Annotated in this window: 12 protein-coding genes and 4 pseudogenes; 3 read left to right on the top strand and 13 right to left on the bottom strand. The window is 58.7% G+C overall.

The features are described 5' to 3' along the window. Window positions 1-4 precede the first annotated feature (4 nt). Window positions 5-361 (bottom strand): 6-carboxytetrahydropterin synthase QueD, encoded by a 357-nt coding sequence (queD, locus tag EJ072_RS16845; RefSeq protein ID WP_126063824.1) that lies wholly within the window; start codon window positions 359-361, stop codon window positions 5-7. Beyond that, complete coding sequence (gene queC, locus EJ072_RS16840; protein ID WP_063170389.1) at window positions 361-1,059, bottom strand: 7-cyano-7-deazaguanine synthase QueC; 699 nt, start codon at window positions 1,057-1,059, stop codon at window positions 361-363. The genes queD and queC overlap by 1 nt, the downstream gene beginning before the upstream one ends. 517 nt (window positions 1,060-1,576) lie before the next feature. On the opposite strand from queC, the pseudogene EJ072_RS16835 reads away from it, so the two are divergent. Further along, window positions 1,577-1,672, top strand: a pseudogene (locus tag EJ072_RS16835) (transposase); the annotation flags it as partial. Between the two features lie 10 nt (window positions 1,673-1,682). On the opposite strand, the pseudogene EJ072_RS16830 reads toward EJ072_RS16835, so the two are convergent. From EJ072_RS16830 to EJ072_RS16815, 4 genes and pseudogenes are all read right to left on the bottom strand, one after another. Further along, window positions 1,683-2,889 (bottom strand): annotated as a pseudogene (locus EJ072_RS16830) (IS3 family transposase). A 244-nt stretch (window positions 2,890-3,133) separates the two neighbouring features. Beyond that, window positions 3,134-4,168 (bottom strand): LLM class flavin-dependent oxidoreductase, encoded by a 1,035-nt coding sequence (locus EJ072_RS16825; protein ID WP_095484287.1) that lies wholly within the window; start codon window positions 4,166-4,168, stop codon window positions 3,134-3,136. A gap of 94 nt (window positions 4,169-4,262) precedes the next feature. Next, entirely contained in the window at window positions 4,263-5,378 is a 1,116-nt protein-coding gene (gene hisC, locus EJ072_RS16820; protein ID WP_126063823.1) for a histidinol-phosphate transaminase, read from the bottom strand. 832 nt (window positions 5,379-6,210) lie between these two features. Next, window positions 6,211-6,522, bottom strand: a complete 312-nt coding sequence (locus EJ072_RS16815; protein WP_206437555.1) for a hypothetical protein — start codon at window positions 6,520-6,522, stop codon at window positions 6,211-6,213. A gap of 1,173 nt (window positions 6,523-7,695) precedes the next feature. Here EJ072_RS16815 and EJ072_RS16810 point away from each other — a divergent pair. Then, a pseudogene (locus EJ072_RS16810) lies at window positions 7,696-8,228 on the top strand (peroxiredoxin). Window positions 8,229-8,296: 68 nt separating this feature from the next. Then, window positions 8,297-9,728 (top strand): annotated as a pseudogene (rpoN, locus tag EJ072_RS16805) (RNA polymerase factor sigma-54). On the opposite strand, the gene EJ072_RS16800 reads toward rpoN, so the two are convergent. From EJ072_RS16800 to EJ072_RS16770, 7 genes are all read right to left on the bottom strand, one after another. After that, window positions 9,725-10,351: a nitrogen fixation protein NifQ gene (locus EJ072_RS16800; RefSeq protein ID WP_029356557.1), complete on the bottom strand. Its 627-nt coding sequence runs from the start codon at window positions 10,349-10,351 to the stop codon at window positions 9,725-9,727. The pseudogene rpoN and the gene EJ072_RS16800 overlap by 4 nt on opposite strands. After that, a complete protein-coding gene (locus EJ072_RS16795; protein ID WP_024505249.1) occupies window positions 10,338-11,390 on the bottom strand; it encodes an LLM class flavin-dependent oxidoreductase in 1,053 nt (350 codons plus the stop codon). The genes EJ072_RS16800 and EJ072_RS16795 overlap by 14 nt, the downstream gene beginning before the upstream one ends. Before the next feature lie 138 nt (window positions 11,391-11,528). Next, entirely contained in the window at window positions 11,529-13,130 is a 1,602-nt protein-coding gene (locus EJ072_RS16790) for an SDR family oxidoreductase (protein WP_063169384.1), read from the bottom strand. Window positions 13,131-13,278: 148 nt separating this feature from the next. After that, window positions 13,279-13,899, bottom strand: coding sequence for a nuclear transport factor 2 family protein (locus EJ072_RS16785; RefSeq protein ID WP_245467325.1), 621 nt, complete (start codon window positions 13,897-13,899; stop codon window positions 13,279-13,281). Window positions 13,900-13,916: 17 nt separating this feature from the next. Then, window positions 13,917-14,126: a ferredoxin gene (locus EJ072_RS16780; RefSeq protein ID WP_126080605.1), complete on the bottom strand. Its 210-nt coding sequence runs from the start codon at window positions 14,124-14,126 to the stop codon at window positions 13,917-13,919. A 29-nt stretch (window positions 14,127-14,155) separates the two neighbouring features. Then, on the bottom strand, window positions 14,156-15,334 hold the full coding sequence (locus EJ072_RS16775; protein WP_164759124.1) for a cytochrome P450: 1,179 nt from the start codon (window positions 15,332-15,334) through the stop codon (window positions 14,156-14,158). A gap of 265 nt (window positions 15,335-15,599) precedes the next feature. Further along, window positions 15,600-16,556, bottom strand: coding sequence for an IS481 family transposase (locus tag EJ072_RS16770; protein ID WP_126063820.1), 957 nt, complete (start codon window positions 16,554-16,556; stop codon window positions 15,600-15,602). Window positions 16,557-17,364: the final 808 nt, after the last annotated feature.

Raw genomic sequence — 17,364 nt, 5'->3', positions numbered from 1 at the left:
TCGGTCACGGACGGTATTCCGCCCAAGTTTTCGGTGTTTCGCTAACGCGCACGGCCGCGGTCTGCGGCAGACGTGCCTTGCACCATTCATAGAAATGTCTGGCCAGGCATTCCGCCGTGACCTTCTCATGTCCCAGCACGTCGTTGAGGTGCCGATGGTCGAAGCTCTCGTCAATGTAGCGTTTGAGCGGCGCCAGATCGTGATAGTCGCGCACGAAGCCGTGGGCGTCCAGTTCCTTGGCCGACAGCTCCACTACGACGACATAGTTATGCCCGTGCAGGCGCGCGCATTGATGGTTGGGAGGCAAGGAGGTGAGCTGATGCGAGGCCGAGAAGTGGAATTCCTTGGTGATGTGGAACATTACGCGCGCCTCCTGCGCAGCGCCTCAAGCCAGAAATCGGCGTCCTCGTAGTCGGTGGGATCAGCGTGCCCGGCGAGATGGAACGCTTCGCGCCGCTCGACGCAGGTCCCGCATCGTCCGCAGTGACGCACGCCGCCCTTGTAACAGGACCAGGTCTCAGCAAACGGGGTGCCGTATCTTGCGCCATCCGCAACAATGTCAGCTTTTCCGAGATTCACATACGGTGCATAGAGGCGTATCTGCGCATAGCCGTCGAGCGCGCGGTCTTGCATTGTCTGGAAAGCTTCAATGAAGGCCGGACGGCAATCGGGATAGATGAAATGGTCCCCACCATGCACGGCCGCCGCCACCGCTTCGGCGCTGTGGGCGGCGGCGAGACCGAAGGCGATTGCCAACATGATGGCATTGCGGTTCGGCACCACCGTAATCTTCATCGTGTCTTCGGCGTAGTGGCCGTCCGGCACGTCGATACTGCTAGTCAGCGCTGAGCCGGAAAGGCCACGGCCAATTTCGCCGATGTCGATGATCTGGTGCGGGACCTTCAGTCGCTGCGCGCAAAGAGCGGCGAAGCCCAATTCCTTCCTGTGCCGTTGGCCATAGTCGAAAGATAGAAGGCCGGTGAGTTCGTGCTCCGCTGCCACCATGTGAGCAAGGGAAACGGAGTCCAATCCGCCAGAGCAGACGGCGAGAGTCTTCATCATTGGTATCCTTGTTTTGACCGGGTAAGGCTGCGACCGGAGATTTCTCTGCGCCCCCACTACTCCAGCGACTCAGTTTTGTGAACCGGGAGAATTTGCGCTCAGCCCGATTGGAACGGGAGTGCGTCGCGTCCAACACGCGTGATCAATAAAAGTTGAGCGCTTCAGCAGTTTGTTTCGCATCGCGCCAACTTTCGCAATCTGCTGTCGGATCGTCGACTTCGAGACAAGGTGATGTTCGGCCGACATCGGCTGACTCTTAATTAAGCCGCAGAACACATGTTGGCTTTCTGGCCTTCGCTTGTGCGGTTGGCACGACAATTGACATTCTAATTGTGGGGCGGCACACCCCGCCAGCCGAAAGTGGCAGTGAGCTCCTTCAGGCGCAGGTTGATGTGCTGATTATTCGGCGATTTTCCGATCTCGAACCAGAAAGCGAGGGCGACATGGATGCCAGCAAATTTGACATTGGCGACATCCGCCTGGAGAACCCTGCGCGGCGCGATTGAGGCCGCAGGCGAGCCTGCTCTACCTGCCGCCCTACAGTCCCGACTTCAATCCGATTGAGAACGCCTTCGCCCAACCTAAGGCGCTGCTGCGAGCAAAGGCCGACCATCAAGGCTCTATGGGACTGACGTTGCCCCAGCAGTTTTGAGTTCGTTTCCGGCGTGGGTTGTGCCCTGCTGGGCGGGTGAAGCGACGGGCGCTGGCGCGGAGCCTTTGGCATAGCGCAGCGCGAGCGACCGTCGCGGATTGAAGGTGCTGGCGAACTTGGCCGGGGTCTGCCAGGCGATTTGGGAGTGCGGCCGCGCGGTGTTGTAGTCGGCGTGCCACAGGGCGATGGCTACGCGCGCCTGAGCCAGCGAGGTGAACAGCGTCTCGTTGAGCAGTTCATCGCGCAGTCGGCCGTTGAAGCTCTCGATGAAGCCATTCTGCATCGGCTTGCCGGGCGCAATGTAATGCCATTCGACGCGGTTCTGATCCGCCCAGGAGAGGATGGCGTTCGAGGTGAACTCGCTGCCATTGTCGCTGACGATCATCCTGGGCCGGCCGCGCTAGTGATGAGCCGGTCCAATTCGCGGGCAACCCGCATGCCCGAGAGAGACGTATCAACGATGAGTGCCAGGCACTGTCTCGTGCAGTCGTCGACGACGGCCAGGATGCGGAAGCGGCGCCCGTCGGTGAGCTGGTCCGATACGAAGTCGAGCGACCAGCACTCGTCGGGCCTCAGCGGCACCAGCATTGGCGCCCTGGTCCCGATCGCCCGCTTGCGGCCGCCACGGCGGCGAACGGCGAGCTTCTCCTCCCGATAGAGCCGGAACAGCTTCTTGTGGTTCACGACCAGGCCCTCCCGCCTCAGCATCACGAGAAGACGCCGGTAGCCGAACCGGCGACGCTCCTGCGCGATCGCCTTCATCCGCTCGCGAACCTCCCGGTCGTCCGGCCTGCTGGTCTGGTAGCGAACCGTCATGCGGCAACAGCCGATGGCTTTACACGCCCGCCGTTTGCTCATCCCGAAGCCTTCCTTCAGGCGAGCGACAGCTTTCCGCTTGGCGGCGGGCGTCACCATTTCTTTCCCACAAGGTCCTTCAACGCGGCATTGTCGAGCATGGCGTCGGCCAGAAGCCGCTTCAGGCGCGTGTTCTCGTCCTCCAGCCCTTCAGGTCGCCGAGCCTCGGTGACATCCATCCCGCCGAAGCGGGCCTTCCAATTGTAGATCGAGGCGTCGCTGACCCCGTGCTTGCGGCACAGATCGCCAACCGATACCCCGGCCTCGTGTTTCTTCAAAATTCCGATGATCTGCTCTTCAGAGAAGCGGCTGCGTTTCATGTCCTGATCCTCTGGATGGGCCAGAACGAACTTCAAACCGGATTAGATCAGAGGGGCAAGGCCTCGGCGCGGTCGTCGACCTCTTCACCCCAGCCGAATGTGCCAACTACTTCAAAGCCGCAGGATATGACCTGGATCAGATAGGACGTGCTCCAATGGTTTACACCTGACAGGAGTCCGGCCCCCACAACCGTTTCGCAATGAGGAGCAGCGCTGCCGCTGCTCCTCCAATCACACGACGGATTCACGATGCGGCAACTCGAGCCATGATTTCGGATCGAATGGCCGATGCGGTGTATAGTGAGGCATCCAGCGGCAAATCCCCAAATGCCAGTTGACACAGAAGATAATTAGCACCTGCCTCTTCCAGCTGATCAAGGAGAGCTTTTCGGACAGAATCTGCCGTTCCCACGACGCACAATTCACTTTCAATTGCTGCATCGAAGTTCAAAGGCAAGTTTGGTGGAGTGGAAATGGCATTTAGTTCGTATAGAAATTTGAAGCTATTGAGCCATCGTTCATAGGCAGGTGCTGCGAGCAAATACGCATCTGTTTCAGAACGCCCTATCACCACCATTCGGAGCAATCCAAGAAATGGCGCTTGCTGGCCAATGTCAGCATCGTGAATTCGGGCGGCGCGGAACGCGTCGGTAACGCTGCGAACAGAAGTGGAAGGTCCGACGCAGGCGATGTTTGCCCCATTCGCAGCGGCCCAGCTAGCCGGCTCGGGTCGATTGGTGGCGATCCATGTCGGCGGATGGGGATATTGGTGAGGTCTCAACGTCAGCGGAACATCTTTCAACTCAAAGTGGCGGCCCTGATAAGAAAGCGTCCCGCCTTTCATCGCATTGATGAGAATCTCACTGGCCTCCGCATACTGTTCTGGTGCTGCTTCTACAGCAACCCCGAAGTATCCCAATTCAGTGGGAGCAGAGCCGCGCCCTATGCCGAGTTCAAGCCTGCCGCCGCTCAACTGATCAAGCATGCAGATCTCCTCGAAGGCACGCAGCGGATGATAGAGCGCAAGTAGCATTACCATGGGACCAACACGAAGACTGCGGGTTCGCTGGGCGACGCTCGCTAAGAACAAATTCGGTGATGGACCTCTGCCATGCGGCGTACAGTGGTGCTCGGCGAGATGATACGCATAAAAGCCATAGCCATCGCACGCTTCTGCTAGGCTCAGCCGATCTGCATATTGTTGTGCGATGTCATCGCCGTTTTCGTCCAGATGATCGAAGATGCCGAAGGTCAGGCCCGAAGCGGAAATTTTCTTCAATTAATTGTTCTCCAAATTACCTATTATTTATTCGCTAATCATCATAGCTGGCGACATATCAGCACCTATTACTTGGCGCTTAATGTGAATTGACTTAATGCTTGTGCACACCGCGATTCTTCTTAAAGCTCATACAGACGCGTTTGGCGGCAGCAAGGAATTTGTCCATCTGCTCTGTGGTGCCAATGCTGACGCGAATACAGTTCTTCAAATCTACGTCAGGAAAGCTGGCGATGAGGATCGCCTGCTCTTTCAACGCGGCTTGCCAGCATGAGCCCTCCTGTCCCGCCGGCACACGGGCCAGCAAAAAGTTTGCGTGGGAGGGTGTTACGGAAAAGCCAAGTTGCAACAGCGCCAGGGTCACTCGCTGTCGTTCATGCTTGATGTGCCTGTGGTTCTCTTCGTAGGCGTGGCGATGCGCAAGAATGCTTTTCCCGACCGCCTGCCCGATCACGTTCATGTTGAAGACATTCTGGATGTTGCGCAGCCTGCCAATGATTTCTGGGTGACCGAAACCGAAGCCGACTCGCACGCCAGCAGCAGCATAGCTCTTTGAAAAAGTCCTCAAGATCAAAAGATTCGGATGTCTATTGACGAGGCGCAGGGCATTGTCGGGTGCGAAGTCAACGTAGGCCTCATCCAAGACGACCAAGCGATCTGCTTGCTCCACAAGGCGTTCGATTTCGGCCACCGGCACGAATGTTCCGGTCGGATTGTTCGGATTAGCCAACAGAATGAACTTCGCGTCTTTTGCGGGGCCGGACAGCAGTTTTTCTATCGGCAGGGGATGAGCTTCGCTCGATGCGATTTCGAGAAACTCGGCACCCTGCAACATGGCAAGTTTACGGTTGAACGAAAATCCGGGCGACAGCATCGCCACTCTATCTCCTGGGGCGAGGAAAGCTCTGTAGATGAGTCCGAGCAGCTCCGACGAACCGTTGCCGGCAATCACCTGATCTTTGGAAAATCCGTAAGCATCGGAGGCAGCTGCCCTTAAGCTGAGATTGTCGTCTTCCGGATAAAGATACTGGTGTTCGATCGCAGCAATTGCACTTTGCATTACGCTCTTCGGCAACGGAAACGGGTTCTCGTTCGTATTTAGCTTAACGCAATTTGCATCCGTCGCTGGTCCGTTGGACGAGAGAGCATCTAATTTGCTGGCCACCGGCGAAAAAAGCGAAAGCACGGTCTTCAGTTTTGCATCGCACATGTTCTTCTCCGTTTTTCAGTCCCGCAGGGCATGTGACATGAGGCAATAGTTGATCGTGACTTGATCGACGTTCGGCTATATCAGCGCTGCCTTCCCACCCTGGTGGGGATCGCCGACCACGGTTTGGATTTGACACCGGCAAGCTGTCGAGAACCTGATGACGACCCAACGTGTGGCCGACGGCCGATTCGGCGCAACAGACGGTGTTTCAACATCGCATCGTCCTCAAAGCCGCATGCAGGGCCTGCACGACAGCCCGTCTCCAGCGCCCGCAGATAGGTGGAAGCCGAAGTCTTGCCGAACCTCAGTTGCTCTGCCACCTGGCCCACCGGACTGCCCTGTTTATGGGTCAGGCGCAGGATATCTCTGACGCTCGTTCGTCTTGCTTGCTTCCGTCTTGGCATGGGCTCTCTCGGTTTGCTGATGAGAGAGCCAAATACCGGCTCATCTGAGCATGAGACGCAGGCCTGACGATATGGAGCGTCGCTGTGGCGCGCGTAGCCAAGAGGGTTCGCCTCGGTGGCGGGGCATGCAAGACGGCGCACCTCCTTAGCCATCCTGTCCCATCGTCTCAGATCGTGAGGCGCACCTTATAGTCGGTGAGGAGATCTTGCAGGGTCAGGTTACGCCCTAGCGCTTAAGGTTGTTGGTCGCACCGAGCAAGCGCGGGACCTGTCGACGGACAACAGCGGTGCCACTGCCGGCACTAGGTCGTCCAGCATCGCAGTGAACCGCGTACGTAGTATTTTGTCGTAGGCGGCATTCTGGATAGCCGGATACGGGCTCTTCACCCGCTGCACCACCGATTGCGGGATGATGTCGCGAGAAACATTCACGGATTTCGTGAAAAAAGTGTACCCGCCGAAGAGCCCCACTCGCGGGGGCGGTGCAGCACCACCTCGGTGTCACTGCTCGTGTTCATGCGATGGACTAGGCCGGCCAGCTGTTGACGCAGCTCGCGGTAGTTGTAAGTCTCACCCGTGTAGACGAGCACCAAGTCAGGTCGGCCATCCTCCTGGAGCATCCTCGGCTGACGGCCGCCCTGGATATCGATGATTGCCAGGCGGTGGTGTCCCAGCGCCGCAGGCCCGCCGATCCAAGTCCCCTCGTCGTCCGGACCGTGGTTCGCTATGGTGGCCGTCATATCGGCAAGCTCCCTTCGCGCATCGGGACCTCCGAGGTCTCGATTGAAGTCGATCCATTCACAGATGCCGCACAGGTTATGTCGCCGCATTTGGGGCGAAGCAGATATAAGGCCAGTGGGAAACCATCGAGGCAAAGTGACGGATCTAGCCCAGCTACGATCCGCATCCGACATTGTCGGACATCGGACAGCACCGCGATTCGCTGCATAGGAAGCCTGGAGTCGCGATTTCCCTTGGGGGAATCAGCGCATGAAAGGAGAGCTGGGTCGTGTCTGCCGAAATGAGAAATTGCTCCCCCTTATTGCCTCACCGAGGAATGTTACCCAGCGCGATAGACGGACATGCCCTACCTCCCCCGTTGCAGCTGAGGGAGATAGGGGCCAGCTCTTCATTCAACCCTCATGGAGGATGATCAGCCCAGCCATTTCCATGCGCCGGCCTTCACAAGCCGTGCACCATTCAGGTTCTTTTCCTTGAAGCGCGACGATCCTTGTCAGACGTCGCAACACTTGCTGCCGAGAGCACGAGCTCTTCCTCGAGCATGCCTTGATCTGCGCCTCGAACGGCTCGCACATGCTGGGTTTCAACGACTTCGCAGAGGTTGATATTCTGCAGTGACTTCGTCTCGCTGCTGCACGGCATTGACGCTGGGAGCCATGCTCGCGTGGCGCAATTGTGCTGAAGCCGGTGCCCACGGCAACGTTTCTTAACCCGCCCCAGATCCTGGCGTTTGGCTATTTCCGACATTCGTGTCCGGCTTCGGACAAAGGCCGGGTTTGCCGAACGGAGTCGCACCCAATTTCCAGTGCTGCTTGAGCAATAATATCGACCGGCATTACTGCACAACACGAAAGTTGCTGCAAAAACCGAAGTGAACCCAAGGCATCGGGTCAATTGGCATGGCGCTTGCGACTCGGTCGATAGAACGCAGTCAAAATCACGGTTGCAGACCATGCCTACCTCTCAAAGCTCGATAAAGCACGCGAGCGAAATTCCCCGTCTCCGCGGAAGCTCGTCGCCTTTAAACGTGCCTGCTCGGGGGCGGTCTTGCACAAGACCGGTCCGAGGCAACCACGCCAAGGCGCGAGGCTGCCGGAACTGTCGACCGAAGTCGATGCCGCTTCAGTTTAACCGAAAAATGCACCGTACCACTTTGGCCTGGGAGCAAATCAATGACCGACAGAAAGAACGTTCCTCTCGTGACCTTTCGCACGCGTGTTCGCGATGAGTCGATCGGGGGCCAAATCCTTATCGGTGGGAGAACAAGACCTCCGACGATTATTTCGGGGGCAAGCGCGTCATCCTGTTCTCGCTGCCTGGCGCCTTCACCCCGACCTGCTCGACCTTCCAACTGCCCGATTTCGAAAAACTCTATGATCAATTTCTGGAACTGCGAATTGACGCGATCTACTGCGTCTCGGTCAACGATGCTTTCGTCATGAATGCGTGGGGAAAGTCCTTGGGGCTGCAGAAGATCGAGCTGATCCCAGACGGGTCGGGCGAGTTCACGCGCAAAATGGGCATGCTGGTCGCGAAGGACAATCTGGGCTTTGGCATGCGCTCCTGGCGATACGCCGCTCTGATCGACGATGGCGTGGTGGAGCAGTGGTTCGAGGAGGAAGGCTTCTGTGACAACTGCGAGACGGACCCCTATGGCGTTTCATCCCCGCAAAACGTTCTCGACAAACTGAAGGCGGCGGCATGACCCAGAAGTGGCAAGTCTCACACAACCCAAGCACACACTAGAGCATCCTCGGCAGATTACGGTTCAACATGCATCTCTCAGCAAGCCTGCTTCAACGCCAGAAGCAACGTATGGTCTTATCGCCTCAAGCCATTGAAGCTATTCGCTTGCTGCGATTGACGCATACTGAACTCCATCAGCTCGTGCAGCAGGCACTCGAGAGGAACCCCGTTTTGAAGCCTGACCCGTTTGACGACGATTCGCCGCTGTCAGGGGTGGATCAGCGGAGCAGTCAAAGCAGAAGCGAAATCGGCGAATCGCCCATTGGCGGGCCGTCTGGCGGGCGCGGGCAATGGAAGTCGCAACGCAGTAGCGGCAACGATCGACCTGCCGTCGAGGAGTTTACCGCCCACACCGAAACATTGCACGACCATGTCGCCCGCCAGGTCGCCCTCACCCCGTTCACCCCCAGGAGCGGCTGATTGCCGGACAGCTCGCCGCCCATCTGGAGGACACTGGCTATCTTCAGGTAAACCTTTTCGATCTGGCCAGGAGGTTAAACGTTCGGCAAGCTGATGTGGAACGGGTCATCGGAATCTTGCAGCAATTTGATCCGCCGGGGATTTTTGCGCGAACTCTCAGCGAATGCCTGGAGATTCAGCTGCGCCAGCAAGACCGGTTCGACCCGGCTATGGCAGCTTTGGTCGCCAATCTCGAGATGCTTGCACGGGGGATTTTCAGGGATTGAAGCAGCGTTGCGGAGTCGACGAGGAGGATCTCCTCGACATGAGGAACGAAATCCGCGCGCTCGATCCCAAGCCTGGAGACCGGTTCCAGTCCGGGACGCCGGAAACCATCGTACCGGACGTCTGGGTAATGCCCAAGTCCGAAGGTGGATGGCGGGTGGAGCTTGATCCGGCCACGCTGCCCAAAGTGTTGATCAACCACACCTATGTCGCCGAAATCTCGCAGCTGACCAATCAAAATCCGGAAGGCAAAGCGTTTCTCGACCATTGCCAGGAAAAAGGGAACTGGCTGATCAGCTGCCTCGAGCAGCGCGCTAAGACGATCCTTAAGGTTGCGACCGAAATCGTGCGCCAGCAGGATGCCTTTTTTACACACGGCGTCGCCCATCTGCGGCCTCTCTGTCTCAAAAATGTCGCTGACGGGATCAAAATGCACCAGTCGACGGTAAGCCGGGTGGCTTCGAACAGGTACATGTTAACTCCGCGCGGGGTGTTCGAGCTGAAGTATTTTTTCACAGCGACAATCGCATCCTGCGAGGGCGGCGACGCGCACTCCGCCAAATCTGTCCGCCATCGGATCAAGGCAATCATCGCCGAAGAATCGCTCGACAAGGTACTTTCCGACGAAGACATCGTTGCTCAGCTCAAGCAGACCGGCATCAATGTCGCTCGCCGTACCGTCACCAAATATCGCGAGGCGATGAACATCCCTTCCTCCATACTACGGCGCCGCGATAAGCGTTTGTCCGCAGCTGCGATCAAGCGAAGTGACTAACCGGCATTCCTGGTCGGCGAGAGGCGACTCTCAACTTCCTCCGGGCCGAAGCAGCTTTCGAAGTCCTGGCATTCCCGACAACTGGGTGCAGTGCATGACGAAAAGCCTTCGGCCTCACACAGCTTGCGGTAAAAGTACTTTTTCCATTTCATGTTTTCTGTGTTGCCTGCCGCCAGCGCGGGAAAATGTCTGGCAAGCAGGCGGCTGAGCTCAGCGCGATTTGAGAGGCCAAGATCCCGCCAAAGATGGTCCGTGCGCATCGCACGCCGGGCGATGATCTTGGCCAAGCGGCCGCTCGCCGGGTCGGCCGGCGCAGCATGCGCTAGCAGCAGCCGGCGTAGCAGCTCCTCTTCCAGTTCCGGCTCGGGCTCGCTCAACTCCTCCAAAGCGAATACGCTGCTGGAGGTAGACGGGAAAGTTGCGGCCAAGACATCACGCAATTCGACAGACGAAAGGCCTGTCCCCTCCGTCGCCAACACCTCGCCCGCCTGGACCTCCTCAAGCGAACGTGAATGTACGCAGGGCAGCACATGCTGATCGAAGCTCCTCCCTAGCTCGGACCCACGCCATTGCGCGCTGGATAGGCAGCCATCATCGTAACGGCCGGCTTCAGCTTCCGGCATGACAAAGCGCCTTGTTGACCGCAGGGATGATCTTGTCGCCCCAGAGCTCGATCTGGCGCAGCATCGTCTTTTGGTCGAAGTCGCCCAATTGAGTCTGAACTGCGATCTGGTCCGGTTTCAAGATATCGATCTCTTCCAGCAGGCGATCAATCACGCGATTTACGCTGCCAATCGGCAAATTTTTGCGCATGGTCTCGAAGGACAGATCCTGCTGGGTCGGTGTCTCCTGCAGCAGGTAGCCATCGTGGCTCTGTTGGCGGCGCTGATGCAGGGCTTCAGAAAGCCGGCGCTGGAAGCGGGCATTGTCGAGATAGCTGTTGATCTCCAACTCGTCGTGGCTGGCATAGCAGCAGCGCAGCAGCGATATCTTGACGTCGGTGACGTTCTTTTCCTCGGATGCCGCCGCCCTCTCGACTGATTCACGCAGTGTGGTCAAAGTCTCTAAGCCGTCGTGGAAGGCTGTGACAAAAAAATTGTGCCCCTCGCGGTAGGCCCGAGCCATCCGTGCGGCTCCGCCAGCGATCCAGATAGGCGGCGTCGGCTGCTGGACTGTGCGGACCGAAATCGCTGTTGGGGGGATCTTCTCATACTGGCCGTCGTGTTCGAAGACGTTTTGGTTGAGGCCCTTGAGAATGATGTCCAGGTATTCCGAAAAGACGGCCGGCGCCTCATCGATGTCCACGCCGAACCGTTCGAACTCGAACTGCTGGTATCCCAAGCCTACGCCGAGCTCGAGACGGCCGTTCGCAACGATGTCGGCGAAGCCGATCTCGGACAGCAGGCGCTGCGGTTGGTAAAGCGGCAGCACGCAGACGGCAGTGCCCAGGCGAATCGTGCTTGTCAAGCCGGCGCAGTGCGCCACCATCATCAGCGGGGATGGTATGAGGCTGTAATTGTTGAAGTGGTGCTCAGCAAACCACGCGGTGTTGAACCCAGCCTGCTCCGAAGCGACGGCCTGTTCGATGGAGTTGCGGATGACGCTTTCTGAGGATTGGTGATAGCCACGCTGGGCGGCCAGAATGAAAGTGGCAAATTCCATGATTTCTCCTCGTTATAGACACGTCAGCCGACCGGGAATGTGCTCGGCATGCACATGCTTGGATCTCAAGCACCTCAGGTGCGTCGTGGAGCCGAGGCTTCATAATGCTCGGCCGGTCGCCCTGCGAAGGCCTGGCAATTAACCTGCGGCCTCCGCAAAACATTCGTCATAGAGTTCGCTGGCGTTTCCCGCATCACCGAACGAGGTCCAGCCGCCGTCCACGTAGAGGATCGAGCCGTTGATGTATGAGGCGTCAGACGAAGCAAGGAAGAACGATGCATCTGCGACGTCTTCTGGCCGTCCCATCCTGCCCATGGGGATGCGTCGTCCGATTGCTGTCAGGTCGATGCGGCCGGCTTTGGCCAACTGAGCAAGTGCGGGCGTGCGGATGTGGCCAGGAGCGACGGTGGCTGTCCGAATTCCGACCGGCCCGAGTTCGGCCGCCATGCAACGGGTCAGCATATCCATCCCCGCCTTGGAGGCGCCGTAGGCATGGCGCGGCGCGAACGGCAGAAAGCTGTCGATCGACCCGAGATTGAGGATCACGCCGCCCGGGCGCATAGCCTTGATCGCTTCGCGCGCGCAGGTGAAGGCGCCGGTAAGGTTGACATCCAGGACGTGTTCGAGCTGTTTCGACAGTTGCTCGATCGCAGGCACAATCCTGTCGGCGGTATCAGCACTATTGACCAGAACATCGATATACCCGAAGCGTCCCCTCAGTTCTTCGAACATCGACACCACATCGCTCTCGACGGCCACGTCCAGCGATTTCGCCAGATGCTTGCCGGGGAGCGATGTAGCCAGCTCTGCCGCTGCAGTGCCATCTTTATCAGCAATCACGACGGTGTCGCCGTTCGCGGCAAAGCGGCGAGCGACGGCCGCGCCAATGCTTTTTGCGCCACCGGTGACGAGCACGATTCGCGCATCTGTGCATTCGGCCGGACAGGAGAGCTCGGCTTGGAGCGCACCATCCACCGGCGGGTGAGCATCCCCCGGCTGGTTGAATGACATCCAGCCTCCGTCGACTGCCAGCACCGAGCCGGTGATGTAGCGCGCCTGCGTGCTGCTCAGAAAACGCACGACCCTGGCGATCTCGTCGGGGCGAGCCAAGCGCCCCATCGGCACGCGGCGGCGTATCGCCGCGAGGTCCATTTTGCCAGCGCGTGCCAGTTCTGTGACCATTGGGGTGCGGACGGAGCCCGGCGCCACCGCCGTGACGCGGATTCCTCGCATAGCCCACTCGCATGCAAGGGACTTTGTCAACGAGATCACGCCAGCTTTCGAGGCTGCGTAGGCGTTGCGCCTGGGATTGCCGACCACGCCCGCCATCGAAGCCACATTGACGATCGCACCGCCCGGCTTCATGCGCCGCGCCGCTTCCCGGGCCATAACGAATGGCCCAATAAGGTTCACTGTCACGCCGCGTCGGAAGGTATCGACAGCGGTGTCGATGATCCTATCCATCGTGGGTCCAACCGCCGCATTGTTGATGAGGACATCGATTTGCGCGAACCGTGCTTCGACCTGGCCGAAAAGTGAGAGCATGTCCTTCTCTCGCGACACATCGCACTCCAGACCGACGTGCGGCGACCCGAGATCCCGAGCCAGTTCAACCACACCACTGCCCGGAAGGTCCACCGCAACTACAGTGTCTCCGTCCGCGGCAAGGATATCGACCAGGGCACGGCCGATCCCGCCCGCAGCGCCTGTGATGATTACGGTGCGTGCTGCCAGTTTCACGAGAGCTTCTCCACGATGACCGCTTGTGATCTCAGCCCATCAACCTTGGGCGGAATGAAGGGCCGAGCCAAATCGTTGCAGTGACCGCCAGTTGCGGCCCCACACAGATGTCGTTCCCGTAGGGCGCTCATCCTCCATTTCTACCCACTTATGCAGCTCCCAGTTGGGGACCCTCGACGCCATCTTGGTCGGTGGGGATGTGACCCTTGAGCAACTGGTAGATGGGATCGTCTGGATGTTGTGCTCCAATCGGCTGTCGCCGGCCGAACCTATCTGCCTCAAGAATCGCTGGCGGGATTTGCTCCTCAACCCAATCGTAGACGACTGTCCGTTCCGCAATTCGCCACTCGTCCTGCCTCTTCTGAAACAGATCGCAGTAACGGCCGCAAAGCAGCGTCTGACGTATTTCTTGGTCTGTATCCGGTCCGCGTTGCAGCGCGGTGAAATAGCTCTCGACCGCGGCCTCTGCTGAACTGATGAAGTCGATCAGGCTGTTCGTGATTTGATGGATGTTACGGTGCCCCGGCAGACCGAGAGCAAATTGGATGAAGTCCTCTGCCGGTCCGCAATAGGGACCGTGCCTGTCATACGCTTCGGGCCAGTATGCGCTACGCAGCGCCGCCTCATCGGCGCGGTCTATCCCGCGGCAGTACCGATACAGGCAGTTGCGGATCGCCTCTCGGTCACGCAGTTCGGTAATTTTCGCGTGGTCGACAGGGTCTGTCGCGAATTGTATGATTGTTTTATCCTTCCCGATGCCAGTCTGCACTTTGCGTGTGTCTCTCTCTACAACTGAGTTAGCGGGGGCTCGTCAACTTCCAGAGCTTGTTCGGGGCAGGCTCGTACCCCTTTTGAGGCAAGCAGTTGCTCCCCATCGGCAACATCAATATCACCGGGCAAGATGTAGCCGGCGTCATCAAGCTTGAAGACTCTCGGCGCCCGCGCCCAGCAGCGCGCATGACCCTGGCATCTGGCTTTATGTACGACGACACGCATAGCGAACTCCAATGTCGTTGGCTGAAACTTCAGGACCAGTCCAGGATCAGATTCTCGATCCCGAACACATGGCCGCCGAAGGTGATAGGTTCAGTCCCTGTCTTGATCCGAAAGGCTGGGATGCGCGCCAGCCACTCCTCCAGGCCAATGACAATCTCCCGCCGGGCAAGGTGTGAGCCAAGACAACGATGGGGACCATAGCCAAAGGCAGCGTGCCGGTTGTCCTCGCGCGCCAGATCGATCTCATTCGGGCATTCGAATTCCGCCGGGTCACGATTGGCAATCATCGTGGCACAGGAAACATAGTCTCCCTTGCGGATCGGCGCGCCTTTGAAGTCGACATCCTTCGTTGCCACTCGGATCATCTGAATGGTCGAATAGGCGCGCAGCAATTCTTCCGCAGCGACGGCAATCCGGTCCGGTTCGCTTCGTAGCAATTCCTGATCTTTGGGGTTGCGCGCGAGATGGGCCAAGTCGAAGCATATGGCTGCTGAGACCGTGTCGAGTCCCGCGACGAACACAAGCACGCCGATGCCACGGACTTCTTCGTCACTGAGCAGACGACCCTCGACCTTTGCCTTCACGATGAAGGTCATGAAATCATCGACCGGCTCCTTGCGGCGCTCGGTGGCAAGTTCGTCGATGAAGGCCACGATCGTCCGGGCTGCGGGTGGTCGTTGCTCCTTATCGCCGTGGAGCAGATCTCTAGCCCAGCCGACAAATGTTTCTAGTCCGTTGTCCGAAAGCCCAATAAAGCGAAGGAAGATATTGACCGCGAACGGAACTGCAAAATCCTTCATGATGTCGCAGCTCGTGCCTGATGCGGCGATCCTGTCGATCAGCTTGATCGCTCGTTCCCGGACAGCCGGCTCCAATGCCATTACCCGCTTTGGCGAAAGCAGCGGATTGAGCAGTGAGCGAAAAACACCGTGGAATGGCGGATCGAGCTCAAGCGGGATCATCGGCCAGCTCTCGCCGAGCACAGAGGCGAAGATGCTGCGATGGCTGGAAAACGTTTCGGTGTCCTGCAGCACCCGGCGCTGGTCGCTCGCGCGAGTGATGACCCAGGTACCCCGACCGTCGCGCGTGTTGCTGGTTGAATAAAAGATCGGAGGCCCGGCATGAACGCAAGCAACCGCTGCATGCGGATCCCCGTTAGCGGTCGGCAACATGCCGGGCGACGTAAACAGGCTGAAGTCCCTCACCATTTCGGGCGGGACATGATCTGGAACCGGCCGCGATTTAACCGCGCCAGAATCGAGAGACCGTTCATGAGATGCTGTCGGCATTTGCATGCAATCGTTGGTGCAAGCTCCGTGCCGAATTCGTCTTTCGATAATCCTTGCCGTTTGCTGGGCAACAGGTGGCGCCTGCGCTGACTTGCTGGTCGGGATTGCAACATTCTTGTCCAGCGTCGGACACAGAATGTAGAAAGCTAGACACCGACTTGGAGCAACTCAACTGGTGGGATCGCTAGCTGTGGAGCCTCAACAGGTTGTCCTCGGTTAGAGCGAGGCGACTGATAGGTGTTTTGGACTTTAGGCTCCCGTGGGGACGGTGCCAATTGTATCTGTGCAGCCAGACCGGCAACTCTGCGGCGCGGTGATCTGAAGTCGGATAAGCGATGGCATAAGCCCATTCGCGCAGTGCTGTCTGGATGAAGCGCTCGGCCTTGCCATTGGTCTTGGGTGTATAGGGTCTTGTCCTGACGTGCTTGAGGCCGAGATCGCGGCAGGCCTTGGCGAAGGCCTTTGATCTGTAGCAGGAGCCGTTGTCGGTCATGACGCGGGCTATCGTGACGCCGAGGCTGGCGTAGTAGGCCACCGCCGCCTTGAGGAAGGCGATGGCGCTTTCTTTTTTCTCGTCGGGCAGGATCTGCGAGAAGGCGATGCGGGAGGCGTCGTCGATGCAGACATGGACGAACTCCCAACTGCTGCCGCGCGAGCTGGCATTGCCGGTGCGCTTGCCGGTAATGCGATGACCGATGCGCTCGAAACGACCGAGCTTCTTGATATCGATATGGATCATCTCGCCAGGATGCTCGCGCTCGTAGCGTCGGATCGGCTCGGCCGGTTCGATATCCCGCAACCGCGACAGTCCGGCACGCTTGAGAACCCGGCTAACGGTGGCGGGCGAGACGCCGACCTCATGGGCGATGTGCTTGCCGGTCCAACGTTGCCGCCGCAGCGCCATGATGCGCTCGGCGATCAACGCAGCGGTGGCCTGCGGCATATGGGCGGGCCGCGAGGAACGGTCGATCATGCCGGCCCGCCCTTCGGACTTGTAGCGCTCGACCCAGCGCGCCACGATCTTGGCCGACACGCCGTAGACACGCGCCGCATGGGCTTTGGAGAAAGCGCCTTCTATCACCGACAGCGCCATCTCCTCTCGACGCAGCGGTGTGAGACGGGCATTCTTATGGATGTTCATTCGGATCCTCCGATGGATGCTGAAGCGTGGTAACTCCAGTCTCCTCGGTCCGGTCCGAATGGACAACCTCCCGAAAGCTCACAGCTAGCCGATCATGTGCCCGGGGAGCATCCAGTTCGAAAGCTTGCTCTAAGCGGCTTGGTGACTTGGCCGAGGTCACCCAGGTGGAAATGACCAACACTTGGGGTAAGCCTAGTGGCGCTCCCCTCGATGATGTCTGGCGGGGTGGTTAGCCGCCTCCGTGGGACAAGATCAGTCTACACGAATGGGCTATAGCCTCTCCTCGCCTGCCTCACTGGCCGTCCTTCAGAGCCGGCCACACGAGCTTTTGTCTTTCAGCAGGGCGTTTTTCTCGCCAGCTACAGAGCCACACCGACGCCATTAATGAGCGTCCAGTCGACGGGTTGGATGGCCCTGTCCATCTTGCCCAGCACCTTGGCTTAGCATTTGCCGGTGCGGCGGAAGCCTTCAAGACGCAGTTCTTGACCTTCTCCAGATCAGCCTCGGATGGATATCGGCAAGGGTTCAGCTCGTCCTTTTGAACTTGCGCATCTTCGTGTTGGCCAACCCCAGGCCGCCCGACATATTTGCGGTCTATCCGGCACCTCAACTTCGAACAACCTTGCGGCAAGCTCTTGGGATAGCCCACGCTCGTGCCTCCACCACCCGCTCAGCAGAGCCAGATTTGTCGTTGATGGCACGGAACTTGCGGAGTCATTCGCAGATGCGTCACGGACCGAGAGTGTCGTCCCATGAATTCGATCACCAAAAAGGCCGCCCGACGTTGCTGGGACCGCCTGCAATTACC

Origin of the sequence: Mesorhizobium sp. M2A.F.Ca.ET.046.03.2.1, assembly GCF_003952425.1 — a bacterium.
Taxonomy (GTDB): Bacteria; Pseudomonadota; Alphaproteobacteria; order Rhizobiales; family Rhizobiaceae; genus Mesorhizobium.
This window is presented reverse-complemented; position numbering and strand designations above follow the sequence as displayed.

What these genes read in the sequence shown, in the direction of transcription:
- queD (WP_126063824.1), bottom strand. Translation starts at nt 361, where the DNA reads ATGTTCCACATCACCAAGGAATTCCACTTCTCGGCCTCGCATCAGCTC.
- queC (WP_063170389.1), bottom strand. Translation starts at nt 1,059, where the DNA reads ATGAAGACTCTCGCCGTCTGCTCTGGCGGATTGGACTCCGTTTCCCTT.
- hisC (WP_126063823.1), bottom strand. Translation starts at nt 5,378, where the DNA reads ATGTGCGATGCAAAACTGAAGACCGTGCTTTCGCTTTTTTCGCCGGTG.
- EJ072_RS16815 (WP_206437555.1), bottom strand. Translation starts at nt 6,522, where the DNA reads ATGACGGCCACCATAGCGAACCACGGTCCGGACGACGAGGGGACTTGG.
- EJ072_RS16800 (WP_029356557.1), bottom strand. Translation starts at nt 10,351, where the DNA reads ATGCCGGAAGCTGAAGCCGGCCGTTACGATGATGGCTGCCTATCCAGC.
- EJ072_RS16795 (WP_024505249.1), bottom strand. Translation starts at nt 11,390, where the DNA reads ATGGAATTTGCCACTTTCATTCTGGCCGCCCAGCGTGGCTATCACCAA.
- EJ072_RS16780 (WP_126080605.1), bottom strand. Translation starts at nt 14,126, where the DNA reads ATGCGTGTCGTCGTACATAAAGCCAGATGCCAGGGTCATGCGCGCTGC.
- EJ072_RS16775 (WP_164759124.1), bottom strand. Translation starts at nt 15,334, where the DNA reads ATGGTGAGGGACTTCAGCCTGTTTACGTCGCCCGGCATGTTGCCGACC.
- EJ072_RS16770 (WP_126063820.1), bottom strand. Translation starts at nt 16,556, where the DNA reads ATGAACATCCATAAGAATGCCCGTCTCACACCGCTGCGTCGAGAGGAG.